This window comes from Paracoccus sp. ME4 (assembly GCF_046736325.1).
Lineage (GTDB): Bacteria > Pseudomonadota > Alphaproteobacteria > Rhodobacterales > Rhodobacteraceae > Paracoccus.
The window spans coordinates 84,222-104,109 of sequence record NZ_CP151278.1; the positions used below are offsets into that span (position 1 = coordinate 84,222).

Sequence of the window (19,888 nt, forward strand, 5' to 3'; positions counted from 1 at the left end):
CGATGAGCACGACCGCTGCACCCCGCCGCCTCGAAAGCCTGATCCGCGGGCGCTGGACCCCCGGCGACCGCGAGGGCGCCCCCCTGCTGGACGCCGCGACCGGCACGCTGGTCGCACATGTCGACGCGACCGGCATCGACATGGCGGCCGCGCTGGAGTGGGGTCGCCGCACCGGCGGGTCCGCGCTGCGGGCGATGTCGTTTCACGACCGCGCGGCCATGCTCAAGGCGCTCGGCCTGGCGCTGATGGCCCGCAAGGAGGCGTTCTACGCCGAAAGCCATCGCACCGGCGCCACCCGCGCCGATGGCTGGGTCGATATCGAGGGCGGCATCGGCACCATGCTGACCTATGCCTCCAAGGGGCGGCGGGAACTGCCCAACACGCGGGTGCTGACCGACGGCGACCTGGAACCGCTGTCCAAGGACCACAGCTTTTCGGCCCAGCACATCCTGACGCCGCTGCAGGGGGTCGCGGTCCATATCAACGCCTACAACTTCCCGGTCTGGGGCATGCTGGAGAAGATCGCGCCCGCGCTGCTGGCGGGGATGCCCTGCATCGTCAAGCCCGCCTCCCAGACCGCCTATCTGACCGAGCTGGTCGTCCGCGCGATCCATGACACCGGCATCCTGCCCGCGGGCGCGCTGCAGCTGATCTGCGGGTCGGTGGGCGATCTGCTGGATCATGTCACGGGGCAGGACGTGGTGACCTTCACCGGATCGGCGGCGACGGGGCGCAGGCTGCGGACGCATGACGCGATCGTGGAGAATTCGACCCGCTTCACGATGGAGGCCGACAGCCTGAACGCCTCGATCCTGGGGCCGGATGCGGGGCCGGGGACGCCGGAATTCGATCTGTTCGTGAAGGAGGTCGCGCGCGAGATGACCTCCAAGGCGGGGCAGAAATGCACCGCGATCCGCCGCGTGATGGTGCCCGAGGCTCATATCGATGCGGTGCAGGAGGCGCTGGCCGCGCAGCTTGCGGGCGCGACCATGGGCCTGCCCGCGGCGGAGGGCACGCGCATGGGTCCCCTGGCCAGCCTGGAGCAGCGCGAGGAGGTCCGCGCCCGCATCCGCGAATTGCAGGCCGTGGCCCGCATCGTCGCGGGTGATCCCGACGCCGTGCCGGCGGGCCTGGAGGCCGGGGCCTTCCTCGCGCCGGTGCTGCTGCGCGCGGACGATCCGACGGCCGCCGCGGCGGTGCATGATTGCGAGGCCTTCGGCCCGGTGGCGACCCTGATGCCCTATGAGGGGGTCGATCAGGCCGTCACGCTGGCCGCGATGGGCAAGGGGTCGCTGGTCTCGTCGGTTTTCACCGACGATGCGCGGGTGGCCGAGGCGATGGTGCTGGGCCTGGCCCCCTTCCACGGCCGGGTGATGATCGGGAACCGCGCGTCTGCCAGGTCCTCGACCGGGCACGGCTCGCCCCTGGCGGGGCTGGTCCATGGCGGGCCGGGCCGCGCCGGCGGCGGCGAGGAGCTGGGCGGCATGCGCGGCGTGAAGCACTACATGCAGCGCACCGCGGTGCAGGGCGCGCCCGGCCTTCTGGCCGCGGTGACGGGCCGCTGGTCCGAGGGCGCGCCCGCGCGGACCGGCACCCATCCCTTCCGCAAGTCGCTGGCCGAGCTGCGCATCGGCGACCAGCTGGTCACCGCCGCCCGGCCCGTCACCGAGGCGGATGTCGAGCATTTCGCCCATTTCACCGGCGATACCTTCTATGCGCATATGGACGCCGCCGCGGCCCGGGCGAACCCGTTCTTCGACGACCGTGTGGCACATGGCTATCTGATCGCGTCCTTTGCTGCGGGGCTGTTCGTCGATCCGGCGCCCGGCCCGGTGCTGGCCAATTACGGCGTGGACAACATGCGCTTCCTGTCGCCAGTCTATTTCGGCGACACGCTGCAGGTTCGTCTGACCTGCAAGGAGATCAACCCCCGCGCCAATGCCGATCACGGCGAGGTCCGGTGGGATTGTCAGGTCACCAAGCAGGACGGCACCGTCGCCGCGCAATATGACGTGCTGACCATGGTCGCCAAGACCTGGCCCGCCGCGCAGGTGGCCGCCGAATGAGCCTCTGGGCCTGGGACGGCATCCGCCCGGTCATCGACCCCGCGGCCTTCGTGCATCCCGACGCGACGGTGATCGGCGACGTGATCGTGGGGGCGGGGGTCTATGTCGGCCCCGGCGCGGTGCTGCGCGGCGATTTCGGGCGGATCGTGCTGGAACGCGGCTGCAATGTGCAGGAGACCTGCGTGGTCCATTCCTTTCCCGGCAAGGATATCGTGGTGGAGGAGGGCGGCCATGTGGGTCACGGCGCGGTGCTGCACGGCTGTCATGTCGGGCGGAACGCCATGATCGGCATGAACGCGGTCGTCATGGACGAGGCGCGGATCGGCGCGAATGCGATCGTCGCGGCCATGGCCTTCGTCAAGGCGGGCGCCCAAATCCCCGACGGCGCGCTGGCGGTCGGATCGCCCGCGCGCGTCGTGCGGATGCTGAGCGCGGAGGAGATCGACTGGAAGACCCGCGGCACCGCGATCTATCAGCGCCTGGCGCTGGAAGCGCGCGACCGGCTGACCCCCACCACCGCGCTGGACGCGCCCGAGCCGGACCGCCGCCGCGCCGAGGCGCCGGAATACGACCCGCTGCTGATCCAGCGGCGGCTCAGCGCACCGACTTGATGCCCTCCAGGATCAGCGTGGTGGCCACGTCGGCATAGTCGTCGCGCGAGATGCGGCCGCCATCCCGGAACCACATGTAGACCCAGTTCATCATCCCGAACAGCGACATGGTGACGGGCATCAGCAGCGGCCGCTCGCGGTCGTTCAGGTCGGGATTGATCTGGTCCAGCACGACCGAGAACCGCCGGACGATGCCGCGCTCCAGCGCGGTGATGGCGGCCTTCTGGTCGTCGGACAGGGCGGCGGTGGCGTTCAGCTGCACCTTGTGCTGATCGTCCGCGCCGCGATAGCTTTCCAGCACCGCACCGACCAGCCGGCGCAGCCGCTGGTCCGGGGGCAGGGCGGCATCGTCGGCCGCGTCGATGGCCGCGTCCAGCTCCTCCAGATGGGTGGTGATGATCGCGAAGATCAGCGCGTCCTTGCCGGGATAGTAGTGATAGAGCAGGGCCTTGGACACCTGCGCGCGGGCGGCGACCTGCGCCATGGAGGCCTTCTCCATGCCCTGTTCGGCAAAGACCCGGGCCGCCGCGTCCAGGATGATGCGTTGCTTCTCTTCGAAATCTTGGGCGCGGGTGCGGGCCATGGGGGTCTTTCGTCTTCGGATGGGGTCGGCGGCAGTCGGAAGGCCCGGCGGCCTTCCGGTGCGATGTAGGGCCCGAAGGCGCCGCTGTCATCCGCCGCTTGCCTCTTTCGGGCGGTTGTCGATGACGCGCCTGGCCTTGCCCTCGGATCGGGCGATGCCGCCCGGATCGCCGACCAGGACGCGGGTCGAAATGCCGACCACCGACTTGATCCGATGCGCCAGCTCGCGCGCCGATGCGTCGCGGGCCTCGGGCACGGCCCGGTCGGGGGTGCATTCGACGTGCACGGTCATGGCGTCCATGCGGCCCGACCGGGTCAGCTCGATCTGGAAATGCGGCGCGAGGCCGGGGCATTTCAGGATCTGCTCCTCGATCTGGGTCGGAAAGACGTTGACGCCGCGCAGGATGATCATGTCGTCGGAGCGCCCGGTGATCTTCTCGATCCGCCGCATGGCGCGCGCGGTGCCGGGCAGCAGCCGCGTCAGGTCGCGCGTGCGATAGCGGACCATGGGCAGCCCCTCCTTGGTCAGCGTGGTGAAGACCAGCTCTCCCATCTGCCCGTCGGGCAGGACCGCGCCGGTCACCGGGTCGATGATCTCGGGATAGAAGTGATCCTCCCAGACATGCAGCCCGTCCTTGGTCTCGACGCATTCCTGGGCGACGCCGGGGCCCATCACCTCGGACAGGCCATAGATGTCGACGGCCTGCATGTCGAAGGCCTCCTCGATCTCGGCGCGCATGGCGTTGGTCCAGGGCTCGGCCCCGAAGATGCCGATCTGAAGGCTGCTGGCGCGCGGGTCCAGGCCCTGGCGGCGGAACTCGTCCAGGATCGACAGCATGTAGCTGGGCGTGACCATGATGATGCGCGGGCGGAAGTCGTTGATCAGCGTGACCTGCCGCTCGGTCATGCCGCCCGACATGGGCACCACGGTGCAGCCAAGCCGTTCGGCGCCGTAATGCGCGCCGATGCCGCCGGTGAACAGCCCGTAGCCATAGGCGTTGTGCAGCATGTCGCCCGGCCGCCCCCCCGCCGCCCGGATTGAGCGCGCGACCAGGTTCGCCCAATGGTCGATGTCGGCGGCGGTATAGCCCACGACGGTGGGCTTGCCCGTGGTGCCGGACGAGCCGTGGATGCGGACCAGCTTTTCGCGCGGCACCGCGAACATGCCGAAGGGATAGGTGTCGCGCAGGTCCTGCTTCACGGTGAAGGGGAACTTCGCCAGATCGGCCAGCGTCTGCAGGTCGTCCGGATGCACGCCGTGGTCCTCGAACCGCGCCCGGTAGAAGGCCGAATTCCGATAGGCATGATCCAGCGAGCGCTTCATGCGGCCGAGTTGAAGGGCCGCGATCTCGTCGCGCGAGGCGGTCTCGATCGGGTCGAGGATGGCGGTCGGTGCGGTCATGTGGTCCATGTCTCCTCCCAGAGATGGCGGATCAGTCGGCAAGGATGCGGCCCTTGACGGTGCGGGAATGGCCGCGGAACTCGGCGATCAGGCCGCCGTCCGGGCCGGTGACGGTCACGTCGTAGAGGCCGCTGCGGCCGGGGCGGGCGCGTTCCACGGCGGTGGCGGTCAGGCGGTCGCCCGCGCGGGCGGGGGCCAGATAGGTGATCGAGGCCTGCTGTCCGACGCTGCGCTGATCGACGGTGTTGCAGGCAAAGGCGAAGGCGCTGTCGGCCAGCGTGAAGATGAAGCCGCCATGCGCGCTGCCATGCCCGTTCACCATGTCGTCGGTGATGGTCATGGACAGGACCGCGCGGCCCGGCCCCACATCCTCCAGCACCATCCCGAGGCGCTGCGAGGCCAGATCCTCGGCCCACATCGCGGTGGCGCAGGCGCGCGCCAGATCGTCGTCGGTCATCTCATTTCCCCCGAAAGACCGCGGGCCGCTTGTCCAGGAAGGCCGCGACCCCCTCGGCGTAATCGGCGCTGCGGCCGGCCACGCGCTGCGCATCGCGCTCCAGGTCCAGCTGTTCGTCAAGGCTGTTGGTCGCGGCGGCCTGGATCAGCCGCTTGGTCAGGCCCAGCCCGCGCGTCGGACCCGCCGCCAGCGACCGCGCCAGCGCACGGGCCTCATCCATCAGCGCGTCGTCGGGCACGGCCTTCCAGATCAGCCCCCATTCGGCGGCCTGCGGGGCGGGCAGGGGCTCGGCGGTCAGGGCCAGCGCCTTGGCGCGCGCCTCGCCCAGCAGATGCGGCAGGGACCAGCTGCCGCCCGCGTCGGGCACCAGGCCGATCTTCGCGAAGGCCTGGATGAACCGCGCCGACTGCGCTGCCAGCACGATATCGCAGGCCAGCGCGATGTTTGCGCCCGCGCCCGCCGCGACCCCGTTCACCGCGCAGACGACCGGCTTTTCCAGCGCGCGGATCAGCCGCAGCGTGGGGTTATAGAGCGTCTCCAGCGTGTGGCCCAGATCGGGGGCGGGGCCGCCCTTCCTGGGGTCGCGGTCGCCCAGATCCTGACCCGCGCAGAAGCCGCGCCCCGCGCCGGTCAGCAGGACGGCGCGCACCGCATTGTCGTCATGGGCGCGCTGCACGCCCGCGCGCAGGGCCAGGTGCATCTCTTCGGTGAAGGCGTTCAGCCTGTCGGGCCGGTTCAGCACCAGCGTCAGCACCCCATCGGCCAGATCGACCAGCACGGTGTCGGTCATGTGATTCCCCCTGTTTCCGCACCCTTTTGCGCAACAATCAAAAAGATACGGCTCCTCCGCAAAAACTTGTTGCATAGACCGACCGGTCGGTCAATGATAAACGCTGTCGGGAGGAGGCTGGCGACAGCCGCGACGGAGGGGACCATGACCACGTTCTTTGACCGCCATCAGGCGCTGCTGCAGGATGCGCGCAAGGCGCTGGCCGATCGAGGCTTCTGGGCGCCCTTCGCCGAAACCCCCAGTGAGACGATCTATGGCGCCGGCTCGCGTGCGGCGGGGCAGGCCGCCTTCGACGCGCTGAAGGGCCGACCCTTTGCGCTGCCCGGCCACCCGGAGACGGGCCGCGCGGGGGCCGAGGTGTCGCCCTTCGGCGGCGCGCTGGACATCACCTATCCGACGGCCGATCCCGCGGCGCTGATCGCCGCGGCCCAGGGCGCGGCGAAGGCCCTGGCCGAGGCCACGCCCCAGGCCCGGATCGGCGCGCTGATCGAGGCGCTGCTGCGGCTGAACGCGCGGTCCTTCCTGATCGGCCATGCGACGCAGCACACGACCGGGCAGGCCTTCGCGATGGCCTTTCAGGCGGGCGGCCCACATGCCCAAGACCGCGCGCTGGAGGCGGTGGCCCTGGCCTGGGAGGAGATGACGCGCTTTCCCGCGCAGGCGGTCTGGGAGAAGCCGCAGGGCAAGGCTGTGGCCCTGCGCCTGGAAAAGCACTGGACGCTGGTGCCCCTGGGCGTGGCGCTGACCATCGGCTGCAACACCTTCCCGACCTGGAACAGCTATCCCGGCATTTTCGCCAGCCTGGCGACCGGCAACCCGGTCATCGTCAAGCCGCATCCCCGCGCCATCCTGCCGCTGGCCCTGACCGTGCAGGTCCTGCGCGCGGTCTTCGCCGAGGCGGGCCTGCCCGCGGACGCGATCCTGCTGGCCGCCGACACGGCGGAGGCGCCGGTGACGCAGGCGCTGGCCACCGACCCGGCGGTGCGGATCATCGACTATACCGGCGGCACGGAATTCGGCGGCTGGCTGCGCGCGAACGCGCGTCAGGCGCGGCTGTTCACCGAAGAGGCCGGGGTGAACACCGTGACCATCCTGGGCGCGCCCGACTTCGTGGAAATGTGCGACAACCTGGCCTTTTCGCTGGCGCTCTATTCGGGGCAGATGTGCACCGCGCCACAGACGATCCTGGTGCCCGCGGGCGGCATCGACAGCGATCTGGGGCACCGGACGCCCGATGAGGTCGGGCGGGGGCTGGCGGATGCGCTGGACCGGCTGCTGGACGATCCGGCGCGGGCGGCGGGCGTGCTGGGCGCGGTCGCGAACCCCGCCACGGCCGCGCGGATGGAGGCGCTGCGCCAGGGCGCGCGGGTGATCCGCGACGGGCGGCCCATGCTGCTGGCGGCCGAAGGCGATGATCCGGTGGCGCAGCGCGAATGCTTCGGCCCGGTGGCGTTCCTGCTGCCCTGCGCCGATGCCGAAACCGCGCTGGAGCGCGCGACCGCGCTGGCGCGCGAGCAGGGCGCGATCACGGCCGCGCTCTACGACACCGACGAGGCGCGCATCGCCCGCGCCATCCCGGCCTTCGCGCGGGCCGGCGTCAACCTGTCGATCAACCTGACCGGCGCGATCTACGTCAACCAGTCCGCCGCCTTCAGCGATTTCCACGTCACCGGGGCGAATCCGGCGGGCAATGCCTGCCTGACCGACCCGGCCTTCGTCGTCCCGCGCTTCACCCGCGCGATGTGGCGGCGCCAGATTGCCTGAACACCGTCTTTGGGAGGAGACCCGGATGAAGACCACCACCGCGATTGCGACCCTCATGGCCCCCGGCCTGACCGTCCTTGCCCTGACCACCCCGGCCTTGGCCGAGATCCGCATCGGGGCCAGCCTCTCGGCCACCGGGCCGGCTGCGTTCCTGGGCGACCCGCAGGTCAAGACCCTGGAGATGCTGGTCGAGGACCTGAACGCCAAGGGCGGCATCAACGGCGAGGAGGTCACGCTGATCCATTACGACGATGGCGGCGATCCGAACAAGGCGCGCACCTTCGCCACCCGCCTGATCGAGGATGACGAGGTCGTGGCGATCATCGGCGGCACCACCACGGGTGCCACCATGTCGATCCTGTCGGTCGCAGAGGATGCCGAGATCCCCTTCATCTCTCTGGCGGGCGCCATCGAGATCATCGACCCGGTGCGGCCCTTCACCTTCAAGACGCCCCATACCGACCGCATGGCCTGCCAGAAGATCTTCGAGGACATCCAGGCGCGCGGCTTCACCAAGGTCGCGATGATCTCGGGGACGGACGGGTTCGGCGCCTCCATGCAGGCGCAGTGCAAGGAGGTGATCGGCGATTACGGCCTGACCCTGGTCGCGGACGAAAGCTACAACCCCACCGATGCCGACATGACCGCGCAGCTGACCAAGATCCGCAACACCGAAGGGGTCGAGGCGCTGGTCAATCCGGGCTTCGGGCAGGGGCCGTCCATCGTGACGCGCAACTATGCCCAGCTGGGCCTGGAGATCCCGTTCTATCAGTCGCATGGCGTGGCCTCGAACGGGTTCATCGACCTGGCGGGCGCGGATGCGGCCGAAGGGGTGCGCCTGCCCGGCACCGCGCTGCTGGTGGCCGACATCCTGCCCGAAGGGGACGCGCAGCGCGAGGTGGCGGTGGCCTACAAGACCGCCTTCGAGGAGGCGACCGGCACCCCGGTCAGCACCTTCGGCGGCTATGCCCATGACGCCTTCCTGATCCTGACCGACGCCATCGTACGGGCGGGGTCGACCGAGCCGCAGGCCATCCGCGACGCGATCGAGGCGACGACCGGCCTGGTCGGCACCACCGGCACCTACAGCTTCACGCCCGAGGATCACCTGGGCCTGGACCTGTCGGCCTTCCGGATGCTGGAGATCCGGGACGGCGCCTGGACCACGGTCGAGTGATCCCCGAGGCCCCGGCACCCGCCGGGGCCCATCCCAACCGCCGGAGGTCCCATGTCGGAACTGCTGCAATTCCTGTTCTCGGGGGTGACGGTCGGCGCGGTCTATGCGCTGGTCGCCCTGGGCTTCACGATCATCTACAACGCCTCCGACGTGGTGAACTTTGCCCAAGGCGAATTCGTCATGCTGGGCGGCATGATCACCTTCGCGGCCCATGCCGCGGGCCTGCCGCTGCCGCTGGCGGCGATCCTGGCCATCGGGCTCAGCGCGGCCCTGGGCGTCGCGATGAACAAGCTGGCGGTCGAGCCTGCCCGCGGTGCGCCGGTCGTGTCGCTGATCATCATCACCATCGGCGCGTCGATCTTCATCCAGGGCGCGGCGCAGATCGTCTTCGGCAAGCAGATCCACAGCTTTCCGGCGTTTTCGGGCGATGCGCCGATCCGCGTCGCGGGCGCCACGATCCTGCCGCAGAGCCTGTGGGTCATCGGCGGCGCGGTCGCGGTCTTCATCGCGCTGTGGCTGTTCTTCACGCGCACCCTTCTGGGGCGCGCGGTGCTGGCCACGTCGAACAACCGGCTGGCCGCGCAGCTGGTGGGGATCAACACGAATTTCGTGATGACGCTGTCCTTCGCGCTGTCGGCGGGCATCGGGGCGCTGGCGGGCGTGCTGGCCACGCCCATCACGCTGACCGCCTACAATGTCGGCATCGCCTTCGCGCTGAAGGGGTTCGCGGGTGCGATGCTGGGCGGCATGGGCAACCCCAAGGGCGCGCTGGTCGGCGGCTTCTCCATCGGCCTGATCGAGGCGCTGACGGCGGGCTACCTGTCCTCGACCTACAAGGACGCGGCGGCCTTCGTGGTCATCCTGGCGGTGCTGTTCCTGATGCCACAGGGCCTCTTCGGCCGCAAATCCACGGATCGGGTGTGACGATGCGCATGACGCCGAAATCCGCGACGCTGATCGTGCTCATGGCACTGATCGCGCTGTCGCCGCTGCTGTTTCCGTCCAACTTCTACTATCGCGTGGGGGCGCTGATCTTCGTCAATGCCATCGCGGTGACGGGCATCGTGATCCTGACCGGCTATGCGGGGCAGGTCAGCCTGGGCCATGCGGGGTTCGCAGGGATAGGCGCCTATGCCTGCGCGCTGGCGCCGGTGCATCTGGGCCTGCCGCCCGCGCTGGCCGTCGTGCTGGGCGCGGTGCTGTCCGGCGCGCTGGCCTATCTGGTCGGCCGCCCGATCCTGCGCCTGCACGGCTATTACCTAGGCGTCGCGACCTTGGGCTTCGGCATCCTGGTGACGATGGTGCTGACCAATGAACGCGCGCTGACCGGCGGGCCGGACGGCATCGAGGTCGCCGATCTGGGCCTGCGCGGTCTTCTGGGCGATCTGGGGCTCAAGCTGTCGAACGGTCAGTTCTGGTATTTCTTCAGCGGGCTCTGCATGCTGATCGGGGCCTGGATCGCGCTGAACCTGCATGACAGCCCCACGGGGCGGGCGCTGCGCGCGCTGCACGGCTCCGAGGTCGCGGCGCGGACCGTGGGCATCGACGTGGCGCGGCTGAAGTTACGGGCCTTCGTCATATCGGCGGTCTATGCCTCTGTCTCGGGCTCGCTTCTGGCGTTACAGAACCGGTTCGTGACGCCGGACGTGGCGGGGTTCATGCATTCGATCGAGATGGTGACCATGGCCGTCCTGGGGGGCGTCGGCTCGGTCCTGGGGGCGATCTTCGGCGCGGCGATCCTGACGCTCCTGCCGCAGGTGCTGACGGTCTTTGCCGAATACGAACAGATGGTGCTGGGTCTGGTGATGATCCTGGTGATGATCTTCCTGCCGATGGGGCTGCTGCCCTCGATCCTCAAGACACTGCGGAGGAAGGACGAATGAGCGCGCTGCTTTCCATCGAGGGGCTGGGCATCGGCTTCGGCGGCCTGCGCGCCGTGGACGACGTGGGCTTCTCGGTCCGGCCCGGAGAGATCCTGTCGGTCATCGGCCCCAACGGCGCGGGCAAGACCACGCTGTTCAACATGATCTCGGGCGTCTATCGGCCCGACAAGGGGCGGGTCCTGCTGGAGGGGCAGGACGTGACCGCGATGGAGCCGCACCTGCTGGCCCGGCGCGGGCTGTCGCGGACCTTCCAGAACCTGCAGATCTTCCAGTCGATGAGCGTGCTGGACAATGCCGTCGCGGGCTATCACCTGCGCGAGAGCGGCTCGGTCCTGGCCGATCTGCTGGCGCTGCCCGCCTCGCGCCGCCGGGCGCGGGACGCCCGCGAGGGGGCGCGTGCGCTGCTGGCCCGCGTGGGGCTGGAGCGCATGGCCGAACGCGAGGCGGGGGCGCTGTCCTACGGCGCGCTGAAGCGGCTGGAGATCGCCCGCGCGCTGGCGCTGGACCCCAAGGTCCTGCTGCTGGACGAACCGGCCGCCGGCTGCAACGCCGTCGAGACCGAGGAGATCGACCGCCTGATCGCCGAGGTCGCCGCATCCGGCGTGGCGATCCTGCTGGTCGAGCATGACATGAAGCTGGTCATGCGCATCTCCAGCCACATCGTCGTGCTGGATCACGGCCAGAAGATCGCCGAGGGCGACCCGGCCTCGGTCAGCCGCGACCCGGCGGTGATCGCCGCCTATCTGGGCACCGAAGGAGCATCCCATGCTGACGGTTGAGGGGCTGCGGTCGCGCTATGGCCGCATCGAGGTGCTGCACGGCATCGACCTGACGGTGAGCGCAGGAGAAATCGTGACCGTCGTCGGCGCGAACGGCGCGGGCAAGACCACGCTCCTGCGCTGCCTGTCGGGCGTGCAGCCGGTCTCGGGCGGGACGGTGACCTTCCGGGGCGAGCGCATCACCACGCTGCCTGCGTGGAAGCGCCCGGCGCGCGGCCTGACGCAGTCGCCGGAGGGACGGCAGATCTTCACCAACCTGTCGGTCGAGGAGAACCTGCGCCTCGGGGCCTACGGCTTTGCCGACGACCGCGTGGACCGGGACATGCAGGACGCCTTCGCGATGTTCCCGATCCTGCGCGAGAAGCGCAACCTGTCCGCGGGCGGCCTGTCGGGCGGCCAGCAGCAGATGCTGGCCATGGCCCGCGCGCTGATGGGGCGACCCGCCTGCCTGCTGCTGGACGAGCCGTCGATGGGCCTGGCCCCGATCATCGTGGCGCAGATCTTCGATGTGGTGCAGGGCCTCAAGGCGCGCGACGTGACGGTCCTGCTGGTCGAGCAGAACGCCTTCGGCGCGCTGAAGATCGCCGACCGGGGCTATGTGATGGAGACGGGCCGCATCGTGATGGAGGGTCCCGCCACGACCCTGATCGCCGATCCGCGCATCCGCGAGGCCTATCTGGGCATCTGACCGTCCGCCGGTGCCCGGTTCGACGATGTCGCCGCGTCGGCTGCTATGGCGCGTGCACGAGCGGTGTGGCGGATGGCAATGCATTGATGTCTGCGCAGATCCAGGAAGGCCGTCAAGGCGACGCGAGGGCGGCTTTTCCGAGAGCGACGATCGCCGCCTATAATCCGAGTTATGGAACGCCAGTGCCAAGGTGCGCATATCCGCAAAACCGGGTCCGCCCCTCGAAGGGCGGACCCGCATCGTTAGGGGCGTGGCCTCAGTCCATGCGGACCTGGGCGTCGGTCACGACGGGCGCCCATTTCTCCATCTCGGCTTGGACATGCGCGGCCAGGTCCTCGGCCGTCGAGGCGACGATGGTGGCCGAGAACTCGGTCATGCGGGCCTTGACGTCGGGATCGGCCATCGCGGCCGTTGCGGCCTCGTTCAGCGCCGCGACCACCTCGGGCGGCGTGCCGGCCGGGGCGAACAGCGCGTTCCAGGTATAGGTCTCGTAGCCGGGCAGCGTCTCGGCGATGGTCGGCACGTCGGGGAAGCTGGCGGCACGTTCCGTCGTCGTCACCCCGAGCGCCTTGAGCGAGCCTGCCGCGATGTGGCTGGAGGCCGAGGGCAGGTTGTCGAAGATGATCGGCACCTGATTGCCCAGCACGTCGGTCAGCGCGGGGCCGGACCCCTGATAGGGGATGTGGGTCAGGTCGATCCCGGCCATCGACTTGAACAGCTCTCCGGACAGGTGCAGCGGCGTGCCGTTGCCCGAGGAGGCATAGGCCAGCGGTTCGGACTTGGCCAGGTCGATCAGCTCCTGCACGGTGTCGACGCCCAATTCGGGGTTCACCGCCAGCACGTTCGGCACCAGCACCAGCAGGGACACGGGCGCGAAATCCGCGACCGGGTCATAAGGCTTCTGCGTCAGGATCAGCGGGTTCAGCGCATGGGTCGCGACGGTGCCCATCAGGATGGTGTAGCCGTCCGGTTCGGCCCGCGCGACCTGCCCCGCGCCCAGGCTGCCGCCCGCGCCGCCGACGTTCTGCACGACGACCTGCTGGCCCAGCTGGGCGCTCATCTTCTCGGCCACGATGCGCCCCACCACGTCGGTGGAGCCGCCGGCGGCAAAGGGGATGACCAGGGTCACCGCGCGTTCGGGAAAGTCCTGTGCCGCGGCGGCGCCCGTCATCAGGACGGCCAGCGCCGCCCCCTGCATCAGTCTGGTGATCGGTGTCATGGTCGGATGTCCTTTCATGATGTCAGCCGTCGGCTTCGGTGAAGACCTCGTCGCGGCGCGACCGGATCTGGGGCAGGAAGACCAGCACCAGCACCGCCAGCGCCGCCAAGAGCAGGCCCGCGCTGATCGGTCGGGTCAGGAAGGTGGTCGGATCGCCCCGCGACAGGATCATGGCGCGGCGCAGGTTCTCCTCCAGCAGCGGGCCCAGAACGAAGCCCAGGAGCAGAGGCGCCGGTTCGCAGCGCAGCTTGGACATGACATAGCCCAGCAGGCCGAAGAACGCGACGGCGTAGAGGTCGAAGGTGTTGTTGTCGACCGAATAGACCCCGATGGCGCACATCGCCATGATGATCGGGAACAGCACGTAATAGGGCACCGTCAGCAGCTTGACCCACAGCCCGATCAGCGGAAGGTTCAGCACCACCAGCATCAGGTTGCCGATCCACATGCTGGCGATGATGCCCCAGAACAGCATCGGCTGTTCGCTGACCACGTTCGGGCCGGGCACGATGCCCTGGATGATCATCGCGCCGATCATCAGCGCCATGACGGGGTTCGCCGGGATGCCGAGCGTCAGCAGCGGGATGAAGCTGGTCTGCGCGCCCGCGTTGTTGGCGCTTTCGGGGCCCGCGACGCCGGCGATGGCGCCGTGGCCGAACTCCTCGGGGTGCTTGGAGAGCTTCTTCTCCATCGTGTAGCTGGCAAAGCTGGCCAGGATCGCGCCGCCGCCGGGCAGGATGCCCAGGACCGAGCCGATGCCGGTGCCGCGCAGGACGGGGCCTGCCATCTCGCGGAACTCCTGGCGGTTGGGCATCAGGCGCTGGATGTTGCGGGTCATCACCTCGCGGGTCTGCTCGACCTCCAGGTTGCGCAGGATCTCGGCGATGCCGAAGAGGCCCACGGCCAGGGCCACGAAGTTCAGCCCGTCCGCATAGGCGGTGATGCCCAAGGTGAAGCGCGGCGCGCCGGTATAGATGTCGGTGCCGACCATGCCCAGCAGCAGGCCCAGCACCATCATCGCCAGCGCCTTGATGACCGACCCATGGGCCAGCGCCACGGCCATGATCAGGCCCAGCACCATCAGGCTGAAATACTCGGCCGCGCCGAACTTCAGCGCGATGACCGTCAGCGGCGGCGCGAAGATCGCGACCAGGAAGGTGGCCACCGTGCCCGCGAAGAATGACCCCAGGGCCGCGGTCGCCAGCGCGATGCCCGCCCGGCCCCGCCGCGCCATCTGATAGCCGTCGATCGCCGTCACCGCGGAGGAGCTTTCCCCCGGCATGTTGATCAGGATCGCGGTGGTCGAGCCGCCGTATTGCGCTCCGTAATAGATGCCCGCCAGCATGATGAGCGAGCTGACCGGCTCCAGCTGGAAGGTGATCGGCAGCAGCATGGCGATGGTCGCCGTGGCGCCGATGCCCGGCAGCACCCCGATCAGCGTGCCCAAGAGCACCCCGATCAGGCAGAAGACCAGGTTGGCCGGGGTGGAGGCGACGGAGAAGCCCATCGCCAGGTTCGACAGAAGATCCATGATGGCGTTTCCCTAAAACTGGACCCAGGGCCCGAACAGGCGGAACGGCAGGCCCAGCCCGTAGCTGAAGATCAGCGTGGACAGGATCGTCACGGCCACCGACAGGATCAGCGCCGCCGCGGGCCGCATCCGCACCGAGGCCTGCGAGGCGATCAGCGTCGCCAGGAACAGCGCCGGGACGAAGCCCAGGCCCCGCACCGTCAGCCCGAAGACGATGGGCGCGGGCAGGATCAGCATCATGCCCCGCCAGGCGATGGGTCCGAAGGGCTCTCCGGGCCGGCCGAAGGACTTCAGGAAGATCACCGCGCCCAGAAGGAACAGCAGCCCCGACAGGATCATCGGGAAATAGCCCGGCCCCATGCGGAACAGGGTGCCGATCTCCAGCCCGGTCGTCTGCCAGCCGAAGAAGCCCGCGGCCCCCATCAGCAGCAGGCCCGCGGCCTGATCGGTCTTGTCGTTGGTGTTGGTGGACATGCGCCCCTCCCTCCCCGTGGCGTGATGCCCCCCGCGACGCCCGGCCGCGGGGGGCCGCGCGATCAGTCGGCGTAGACGCCCGCGGCCTCGATCACCGGCTGCCAGCGGGCGATCTCGGCCTCCAGCTTGGCCTGCAGCGCCGCCGGGGTGGCGTCCTCGGCCGAGGACGGGGCAGTGCCCAGACCGGCCATCGCCTCGGCGACGCCGGGATCGGCCAGCGCGGCCTGCAGCGCGGTGGACAGGCGCTCGTTCACCTCGGCGGGCGTGCCCTTGGGGGTGTAGATGCCGTGCCAGATGGCCACCTCGAACCCTTCCAGACCGGATTCGGCGCCGGTGGGCAGGTCGGGGAACAGCTCCAGCCGCTCGGGGGTGGTGACGGCATAGGCCTTGACCGTGCCGCCCTGGATCTGCTGGGTGGTGTTGGTCGTCTGGTCGCACATCACGTCGACCTGGCCGCCCAGCAGGTCGGTCATCGCCGGGCCCGTCCCCTGATACGGCACGGTGATCATCGGCGCATCCAGCGCCTGCATCAGCAGCATGCCGCACAGGTGGCTGGCCGAGCCGATGCCGGCATTGGCCAGGGTCAGGTCGGCGGCATTGCCCTTGACGAACTCCAGGAAGGCCGGAAAGTCGGCCGGCTCGAAGTCCTGGCGCGCGACGACGACCATCGGCACCTCGGTCACCAGGCCCACATAGTCGAAGGCCTCCAGCGTCTCATAGGCCAGGTTGCGATAGAGCGTCTCGGCGGTCGCCATGCCGATATGGTGCAGCAGCACCGTATAGCCGTCGGCCTCGGCGCCCGCGACGCGGCCCGCGCCCAGGGTGCCGCCCGCGCCGCCCATGTTCTCGATCACGATCTGCTGGCCCAGATCGGCCGACATGCGCTCCGCCACCAGGCGGGCGACGGTGTCGGTCGGCCCCCCGGCCGAGAAGGGCACGATCATCGTGATCTGGCGCGCGGGATAGTCCTGCGCCAGCGCAGGCCCCGCCAGCACGGTCGCCGCCAGAAGCGACGCCGAAATCGTCTTGAAAGCCATGATTCCTCCCGGTTTTGGCTGATGGGCCGCGCGCTCCTCAACGATGCGGCCCCGTGCCGGAGATGCTGCGCCATCAGGGTGCCGAGCGCCAAACGCTAATCACGCGGCCGCGACGATTTTCGGGGGTCGCGCGCCGGAAATGGGTAGGAAAGGTGACATGCGGGGTCGGGGATGTGTGGATCGCTACCCATCCCCGGGCATCAGCCGTCGGGGCGGGCCGGGTCCTCGTCGTCGGGGTCGAGCATCAGGCGGCGGTCCAGCCCGTGCCGCTGCATCTTGTCGTAGAGCGTCTTGCGCGAGATCCCCAAGGCCTCGTAGACGGGCCGCAGCCGCCCGCCATGCGCGGCGATGGCCCCCGCGATCACGCTGCGCTCGAAATCGGCCATGCGGTCGGCCAGCCGGGCCAGAGGCATGTCCGCCTCGGCCGCCCCCTCCAGCCCCAGGACAAAGCGTTCGGCCAGGTTGCGCAGCTCGCGCATGTTGCCGGGCCAGTCGCGCGCCGAGAGGTCCGACAGCAACGCGGGACCGGCCTCGCGCTCGGGGCACTTGTTGCGGGCGGCGGCCTCGCGGATCAGCTGCAGGAACAGCAGCGGGATGTCCTCGCGCCGCGCGGCCAAAGGCGGGACATGCAGCACCGCGACGTTCAGCCGCCAGTACAGGTCCTCGCGCAGCAGCCCCCGCGCCACCAGCGTGGCGGGATCGACCTTGCTGATCGCCACGAAGCGCACGTCCAGCGCGATCGGGTCGTGCGAGCCGAGGCGGGTGATGCTGCGCTCCTGCAGCACGCGCAGCAGGCGCGCCTGCACATCCAGCGGCATGGCGCCGATCTCGTCCAGCAGGACGGTGCCGCCGCGCGCATGTTCGAACTTGCCGAAGCGCGGGCGCAGGGCGCCGGGAAAGGCCCCCGCCTCGTGGCCGAACAGGTCGGATTCGATCAGCGCCTCGGGCAGGGCCGCGCAGTTGATCGCCACGAAGGGCCGCGCCGCGCGGGCCGAGATGTCGTGCAGCGTGCGCGCCACGACCTCCTTGCCCGATCCGGTCGGCCCCACGATCAGCGTGTCGGCATCCGCCGCACCGATCGCGCGGACGCGGTGGCGCAGGTCCACCATCACCGGGGTGCGGCCGGGCAGGCGCGCCTCGACATCGTCGCGCTTGCCCGCCACCGCGCGCAGTCGGCGGTTGTCCAGAACCAGCGCGCGATGGGCGCAGGCGCGGCGGATGACCGTCACCAGGTCCTGGACCACGAAGGGCTTTTCCAGAAAGTCGTAGGCCCCCGCGCGGATCGCGCTGACGGCCAGCTGCACGTCGGCATGGCCGGTGATCAGGATCACCGGCAGGTCCGGGTCCAGATCGCGCAGATGGCCCATCAGGGTCATGCCGTCCATCTGCGGCATGCGGATGTCGCTGACCACGATCCCGTCGAAGCCCGGCCCGGCCAGGGCCAGCGCCTCGGGGCCCGACCCGACGGTGTGGACCGTCACCCCGGCCAGCTCCAGCGCCTGCGCGGTCGAGCTGCGCATCTGGTGGTCGTCATCGACCAGGATCACCTGCGGCGCGCTCATGCGGCAGCCCGTTCGGGATGGGCCACCGGCAGGGTGACGCGGAACAGCGCCCCCGGCCCCGCATCATGACACGAGATGCGCCCGCCCAGATCGCGCAGGATGTTGGCGCTGATCGACAGGCCCAGACCCATGCCCGCCCCCGGCCCCTTGGTGGTGAAGAACGGATCGAAGATGCGCAGGGCCAGCGCGTCGGGCACGCCCGGTCCCCGGTCGCGCACGGTGATGGCGATGACCCCGTCCACGGCGCGGGCCGACAGGGTGATGCGCCGGTCGGCCTGCCCCTCGACCGCGTCGGCGGCATTGCCCATAAGGTTGACCAGCACCTGCTGCAGCCGGGTGGGCCCGGCCAGGACCGGGGGCAGGTCGTCGGGGATGTCCTCCTCCAGCACGGCGCCGATGGCGGCCAGCCGGCCCTCCATGATCATCCGCGTCTCGACCAGCAGGGGCGCCAGGTGGACGGGGCCGAGGCGGTCGCCGGGCTTGCGCGCCGCATTGCGCAGATGCCGCCCGATGGCCGAGATGCGGTCCAGAAGCGTCAGGATCTGGCCCACGTTGTCGCGCGCGCGCCCGACCTCGCCCCGGTCGATCAGGATCGCGGCGCTGTCGGCATAGTTGCGCGCCGCCGCCAGCGGCTGGTTGATCTCGTGCGACAGCGCCGCCGACATCTGGCCCAAGGCGGCCAGCTTGCCGACCTGCACCAGGCTGTCCTGGGCGGCGCGCAGTTCCGCCTCGGTGGCGCGGCGTTCGGTGATCTCGGCCTCCAGGCGGTGGTTCATCCGCGCCAGGTCCGCGGTGCGTTCGGTCACGCGACGCTCCAGCTCGGCGGTGGCGTGGATCTGCATGGCCAGACGCTCGGCGATGCGCGCGCGGCGCTGGCGCAGGATCAGCGCCCCCGCCCCCGCCACGCAGCCCGCGAGGATCAGCAGCATCACCACCATCTGCGCCTGCCCGCGCAGCTCGGCCGTGTCCAGAAGGACATGGACCGTCCAGCCCGCCTCGGGCATGGGGCGCGACACCGCCAGATAGTCGCGCCGCGCCGCGCCCTCCGCGATGCGCATCAGCCGCGCGTCGCCCCGGCTGCGGTGCTCATGGACCAGCGGGCGGATGGCCATGTCGTCATACCGCTGCGTCGGGTCGATCCGCGCCTGCCAGTCGGCGGAGACCGGCACGACCGCCCGGTACCGCCAGTCGGGTTCCGAGGCCATGAACATCACCCCGTCCGGATCGGTGACGAAGATGCGCAGGTCGCTGCCCCGCCACGAGGCCTCGACCGCGTCCAGCGCGATCTTGACCGCAATGACCGCCGCGACCTGCCCCCGGTCGTCGCGGACCGGCGCCGAGAAGTAGTATCCCCTGACCCCCGACGTCGTGCCCACGCCGAAGAACCGCCCCGCCTGCCCCGCCGCGGCCTGGGTGAAATAGGGGCGGTAGTGGAAGTTCTGGCCCACGAAGCTGTGCGGCTGGTCGTGGTTCGAGGCCGCGACGGTCAGCCCGTCGGCGCGCATCAGATAGATGTCGGACGACCCCAGCAGCGCGTTGCGCGCGGCGAACAGGCGGTTGATGTCCGCCCGGCGGGCCGGATCGTCGGGGCGCATGGCCAGGGCGCGCACGGCGTCCAGGTCGGCCAGCAGCAGCGGCACCGACTGATAGCGCGCCAGATAGCCCGCCAGCGCGTTCTCGGTCAGGCGCAGGGCGGTCTCGGCCCGGTCCTGACCGCGCTGCAGGGCATGGGCCTGGGCCAGGCGGTCGGCCTGCCAGACGACCAGCGCCGCCACCGCGATGACCGCCGCCCAGACCAGATGCCGCCGCTTCATCCCCATCCGCTCCCTGCATCCGCGCGCGCCGCGCGGCCCCCGGACCCGCTCT

Annotated in this window: 18 protein-coding genes; 8 read left to right on the forward strand and 10 right to left on the reverse strand. The window is 70.0% G+C overall.

The window, feature by feature from the left end; genetic code table 11:
• Positions 1-2 precede the first annotated feature (2 nt).
• Both paaZ and AACG61_RS18900 read left to right on the forward strand, forming a co-directional pair.
• Positions 3-2,066, forward strand: coding sequence for a phenylacetic acid degradation bifunctional protein PaaZ (gene paaZ, locus AACG61_RS18895; RefSeq protein WP_411840304.1), 2,064 nt, complete (start codon positions 3-5; stop codon positions 2,064-2,066).
• On the forward strand, positions 2,063-2,677 hold the full coding sequence (locus tag AACG61_RS18900) for a transferase hexapeptide repeat family protein (protein WP_411840305.1): 615 nt from the start codon (positions 2,063-2,065) through the stop codon (positions 2,675-2,677). Before paaZ ends, AACG61_RS18900 begins: the two co-directional genes overlap by 4 nt.
• Here the strand turns inward: AACG61_RS18900 and AACG61_RS18905 are convergent.
• The 4 genes from AACG61_RS18905 to paaG form a co-directional block, all read right to left on the reverse strand.
• Positions 2,661-3,260, reverse strand: coding sequence for a TetR/AcrR family transcriptional regulator (locus tag AACG61_RS18905; RefSeq protein WP_411840306.1), 600 nt, complete (start codon positions 3,258-3,260; stop codon positions 2,661-2,663). The genes AACG61_RS18900 and AACG61_RS18905 overlap by 17 nt on opposite strands.
• Positions 3,261-3,347: 87 nt before the next feature.
• Complete coding sequence (gene paaK, locus AACG61_RS18910; protein ID WP_411840307.1) at positions 3,348-4,661, reverse strand: phenylacetate--CoA ligase PaaK; 1,314 nt, start codon at positions 4,659-4,661, stop codon at positions 3,348-3,350.
• A 31-nt stretch (positions 4,662-4,692) separates the two neighbouring features.
• Positions 4,693-5,118 (reverse strand): hydroxyphenylacetyl-CoA thioesterase PaaI, encoded by a 426-nt coding sequence (paaI, locus tag AACG61_RS18915; protein ID WP_411840308.1) that lies wholly within the window; start codon positions 5,116-5,118, stop codon positions 4,693-4,695.
• A gap of 1 nt (position 5,119) precedes the next feature.
• Positions 5,120-5,908 (reverse strand): 2-(1,2-epoxy-1,2-dihydrophenyl)acetyl-CoA isomerase PaaG, encoded by a 789-nt coding sequence (gene paaG, locus AACG61_RS18920; protein ID WP_411840309.1) that lies wholly within the window; start codon positions 5,906-5,908, stop codon positions 5,120-5,122.
• A gap of 144 nt (positions 5,909-6,052) precedes the next feature.
• Here paaG and paaN point away from each other — a divergent pair, with 144 nt between their 5' ends.
• The 6 genes from paaN to AACG61_RS18950 are packed head-to-tail and all read left to right on the forward strand — an operon-like array spanning position 6,053 to position 12,199.
• Positions 6,053-7,672, forward strand: coding sequence for a phenylacetic acid degradation protein PaaN (gene paaN, locus AACG61_RS18925; protein ID WP_411840310.1), 1,620 nt, complete (start codon positions 6,053-6,055; stop codon positions 7,670-7,672).
• Between the two features lie 25 nt (positions 7,673-7,697).
• Positions 7,698-8,849 carry an ABC transporter substrate-binding protein gene (locus AACG61_RS18930; protein ID WP_411840311.1) on the forward strand — a complete coding sequence of 384 codons (1,152 nt, stop codon included), beginning with the start codon at positions 7,698-7,700 and terminating at the stop codon, positions 8,847-8,849.
• A gap of 51 nt (positions 8,850-8,900) precedes the next feature.
• Positions 8,901-9,773: a branched-chain amino acid ABC transporter permease gene (locus AACG61_RS18935; RefSeq protein ID WP_411840312.1), complete on the forward strand. Its 873-nt coding sequence runs from the start codon at positions 8,901-8,903 to the stop codon at positions 9,771-9,773.
• A 2-nt stretch (positions 9,774-9,775) separates the two neighbouring features.
• Positions 9,776-10,732: a branched-chain amino acid ABC transporter permease gene (locus AACG61_RS18940; protein ID WP_411840326.1), complete on the forward strand. Its 957-nt coding sequence runs from the start codon at positions 9,776-9,778 to the stop codon at positions 10,730-10,732.
• Entirely contained in the window at positions 10,729-11,511 is a 783-nt protein-coding gene (locus AACG61_RS18945) for an ABC transporter ATP-binding protein (protein ID WP_411840313.1), read from the forward strand. Before AACG61_RS18940 ends, AACG61_RS18945 begins: the two co-directional genes overlap by 4 nt.
• Positions 11,498-12,199: an ABC transporter ATP-binding protein gene (locus AACG61_RS18950; protein WP_411840314.1), complete on the forward strand. Its 702-nt coding sequence runs from the start codon at positions 11,498-11,500 to the stop codon at positions 12,197-12,199. Before AACG61_RS18945 ends, AACG61_RS18950 begins: the two co-directional genes overlap by 14 nt.
• A gap of 256 nt (positions 12,200-12,455) precedes the next feature.
• Here the strand turns inward: AACG61_RS18950 and AACG61_RS18955 are convergent, their stop codons facing one another.
• The 6 genes from AACG61_RS18955 to AACG61_RS18980 form a co-directional block, all read right to left on the reverse strand.
• Positions 12,456-13,418 (reverse strand): Bug family tripartite tricarboxylate transporter substrate binding protein, encoded by a 963-nt coding sequence (locus AACG61_RS18955; protein ID WP_411840315.1) that lies wholly within the window; start codon positions 13,416-13,418, stop codon positions 12,456-12,458.
• Positions 13,419-13,440: 22 nt separating this feature from the next.
• Entirely contained in the window at positions 13,441-14,949 is a 1,509-nt protein-coding gene (locus AACG61_RS18960) for a tripartite tricarboxylate transporter permease (protein ID WP_411840316.1), read from the reverse strand.
• A 12-nt stretch (positions 14,950-14,961) separates the two neighbouring features.
• Positions 14,962-15,423, reverse strand: a complete 462-nt coding sequence (locus tag AACG61_RS18965) for a tripartite tricarboxylate transporter TctB family protein (protein ID WP_411840317.1) — start codon at positions 15,421-15,423, stop codon at positions 14,962-14,964.
• Between the two features lie 62 nt (positions 15,424-15,485).
• Positions 15,486-16,460 carry a tripartite tricarboxylate transporter substrate-binding protein gene (locus tag AACG61_RS18970; protein ID WP_411840318.1) on the reverse strand — a complete coding sequence of 325 codons (975 nt, stop codon included), beginning with the start codon at positions 16,458-16,460 and terminating at the stop codon, positions 15,486-15,488.
• Between the two features lie 200 nt (positions 16,461-16,660).
• Positions 16,661-18,022 (reverse strand): sigma-54-dependent transcriptional regulator, encoded by a 1,362-nt coding sequence (locus AACG61_RS18975; protein WP_411840319.1) that lies wholly within the window; start codon positions 18,020-18,022, stop codon positions 16,661-16,663.
• Positions 18,019-19,836: an ATP-binding protein gene (locus AACG61_RS18980; RefSeq protein ID WP_411840320.1), complete on the reverse strand. Its 1,818-nt coding sequence runs from the start codon at positions 19,834-19,836 to the stop codon at positions 18,019-18,021. The genes AACG61_RS18975 and AACG61_RS18980 overlap by 4 nt, the downstream gene beginning before the upstream one ends.
• Between the last annotated feature and the right edge of the window lie 52 nt (positions 19,837-19,888).

Bases quoted from the DNA above. Each gene is read 5' to 3' on its own strand.
- AACG61_RS18955 (WP_411840315.1), bottom strand. From the start codon at position 13,418: ATGACACCGATCACCAGACTGATGCAGGGGGCGGCGCTGGCCGTCCTG.
- AACG61_RS18930 (WP_411840311.1), top strand. From the start codon at position 7,698: ATGAAGACCACCACCGCGATTGCGACCCTCATGGCCCCCGGCCTGACC.
- AACG61_RS18970 (WP_411840318.1), bottom strand. From the start codon at position 16,460: ATGGCTTTCAAGACGATTTCGGCGTCGCTTCTGGCGGCGACCGTGCTG.
- AACG61_RS18975 (WP_411840319.1), bottom strand. From the start codon at position 18,022: ATGAGCGCGCCGCAGGTGATCCTGGTCGATGACGACCACCAGATGCGC.
- AACG61_RS18935 (WP_411840312.1), top strand. From the start codon at position 8,901: ATGTCGGAACTGCTGCAATTCCTGTTCTCGGGGGTGACGGTCGGCGCG.
- AACG61_RS18945 (WP_411840313.1), top strand. From the start codon at position 10,729: ATGAGCGCGCTGCTTTCCATCGAGGGGCTGGGCATCGGCTTCGGCGGC.
- AACG61_RS18980 (WP_411840320.1), bottom strand. From the start codon at position 19,836: ATGAAGCGGCGGCATCTGGTCTGGGCGGCGGTCATCGCGGTGGCGGCG.
- AACG61_RS18960 (WP_411840316.1), bottom strand. From the start codon at position 14,949: ATGGATCTTCTGTCGAACCTGGCGATGGGCTTCTCCGTCGCCTCCACC.
- paaG (WP_411840309.1), bottom strand. From the start codon at position 5,908: ATGACCGACACCGTGCTGGTCGATCTGGCCGATGGGGTGCTGACGCTG.
- paaI (WP_411840308.1), bottom strand. From the start codon at position 5,118: ATGACCGACGACGATCTGGCGCGCGCCTGCGCCACCGCGATGTGGGCC.
- paaN (WP_411840310.1), top strand. From the start codon at position 6,053: ATGACCACGTTCTTTGACCGCCATCAGGCGCTGCTGCAGGATGCGCGC.
- AACG61_RS18965 (WP_411840317.1), bottom strand. From the start codon at position 15,423: ATGTCCACCAACACCAACGACAAGACCGATCAGGCCGCGGGCCTGCTG.
- AACG61_RS18905 (WP_411840306.1), bottom strand. From the start codon at position 3,260: ATGGCCCGCACCCGCGCCCAAGATTTCGAAGAGAAGCAACGCATCATC.
- AACG61_RS18950 (WP_411840314.1), top strand. From the start codon at position 11,498: ATGCTGACGGTTGAGGGGCTGCGGTCGCGCTATGGCCGCATCGAGGTG.
- AACG61_RS18900 (WP_411840305.1), top strand. From the start codon at position 2,063: ATGAGCCTCTGGGCCTGGGACGGCATCCGCCCGGTCATCGACCCCGCG.
- AACG61_RS18940 (WP_411840326.1), top strand. From the start codon at position 9,776: ATGCGCATGACGCCGAAATCCGCGACGCTGATCGTGCTCATGGCACTG.
- paaZ (WP_411840304.1), top strand. From the start codon at position 3: ATGAGCACGACCGCTGCACCCCGCCGCCTCGAAAGCCTGATCCGCGGG.
- paaK (WP_411840307.1), bottom strand. From the start codon at position 4,661: ATGACCGCACCGACCGCCATCCTCGACCCGATCGAGACCGCCTCGCGC.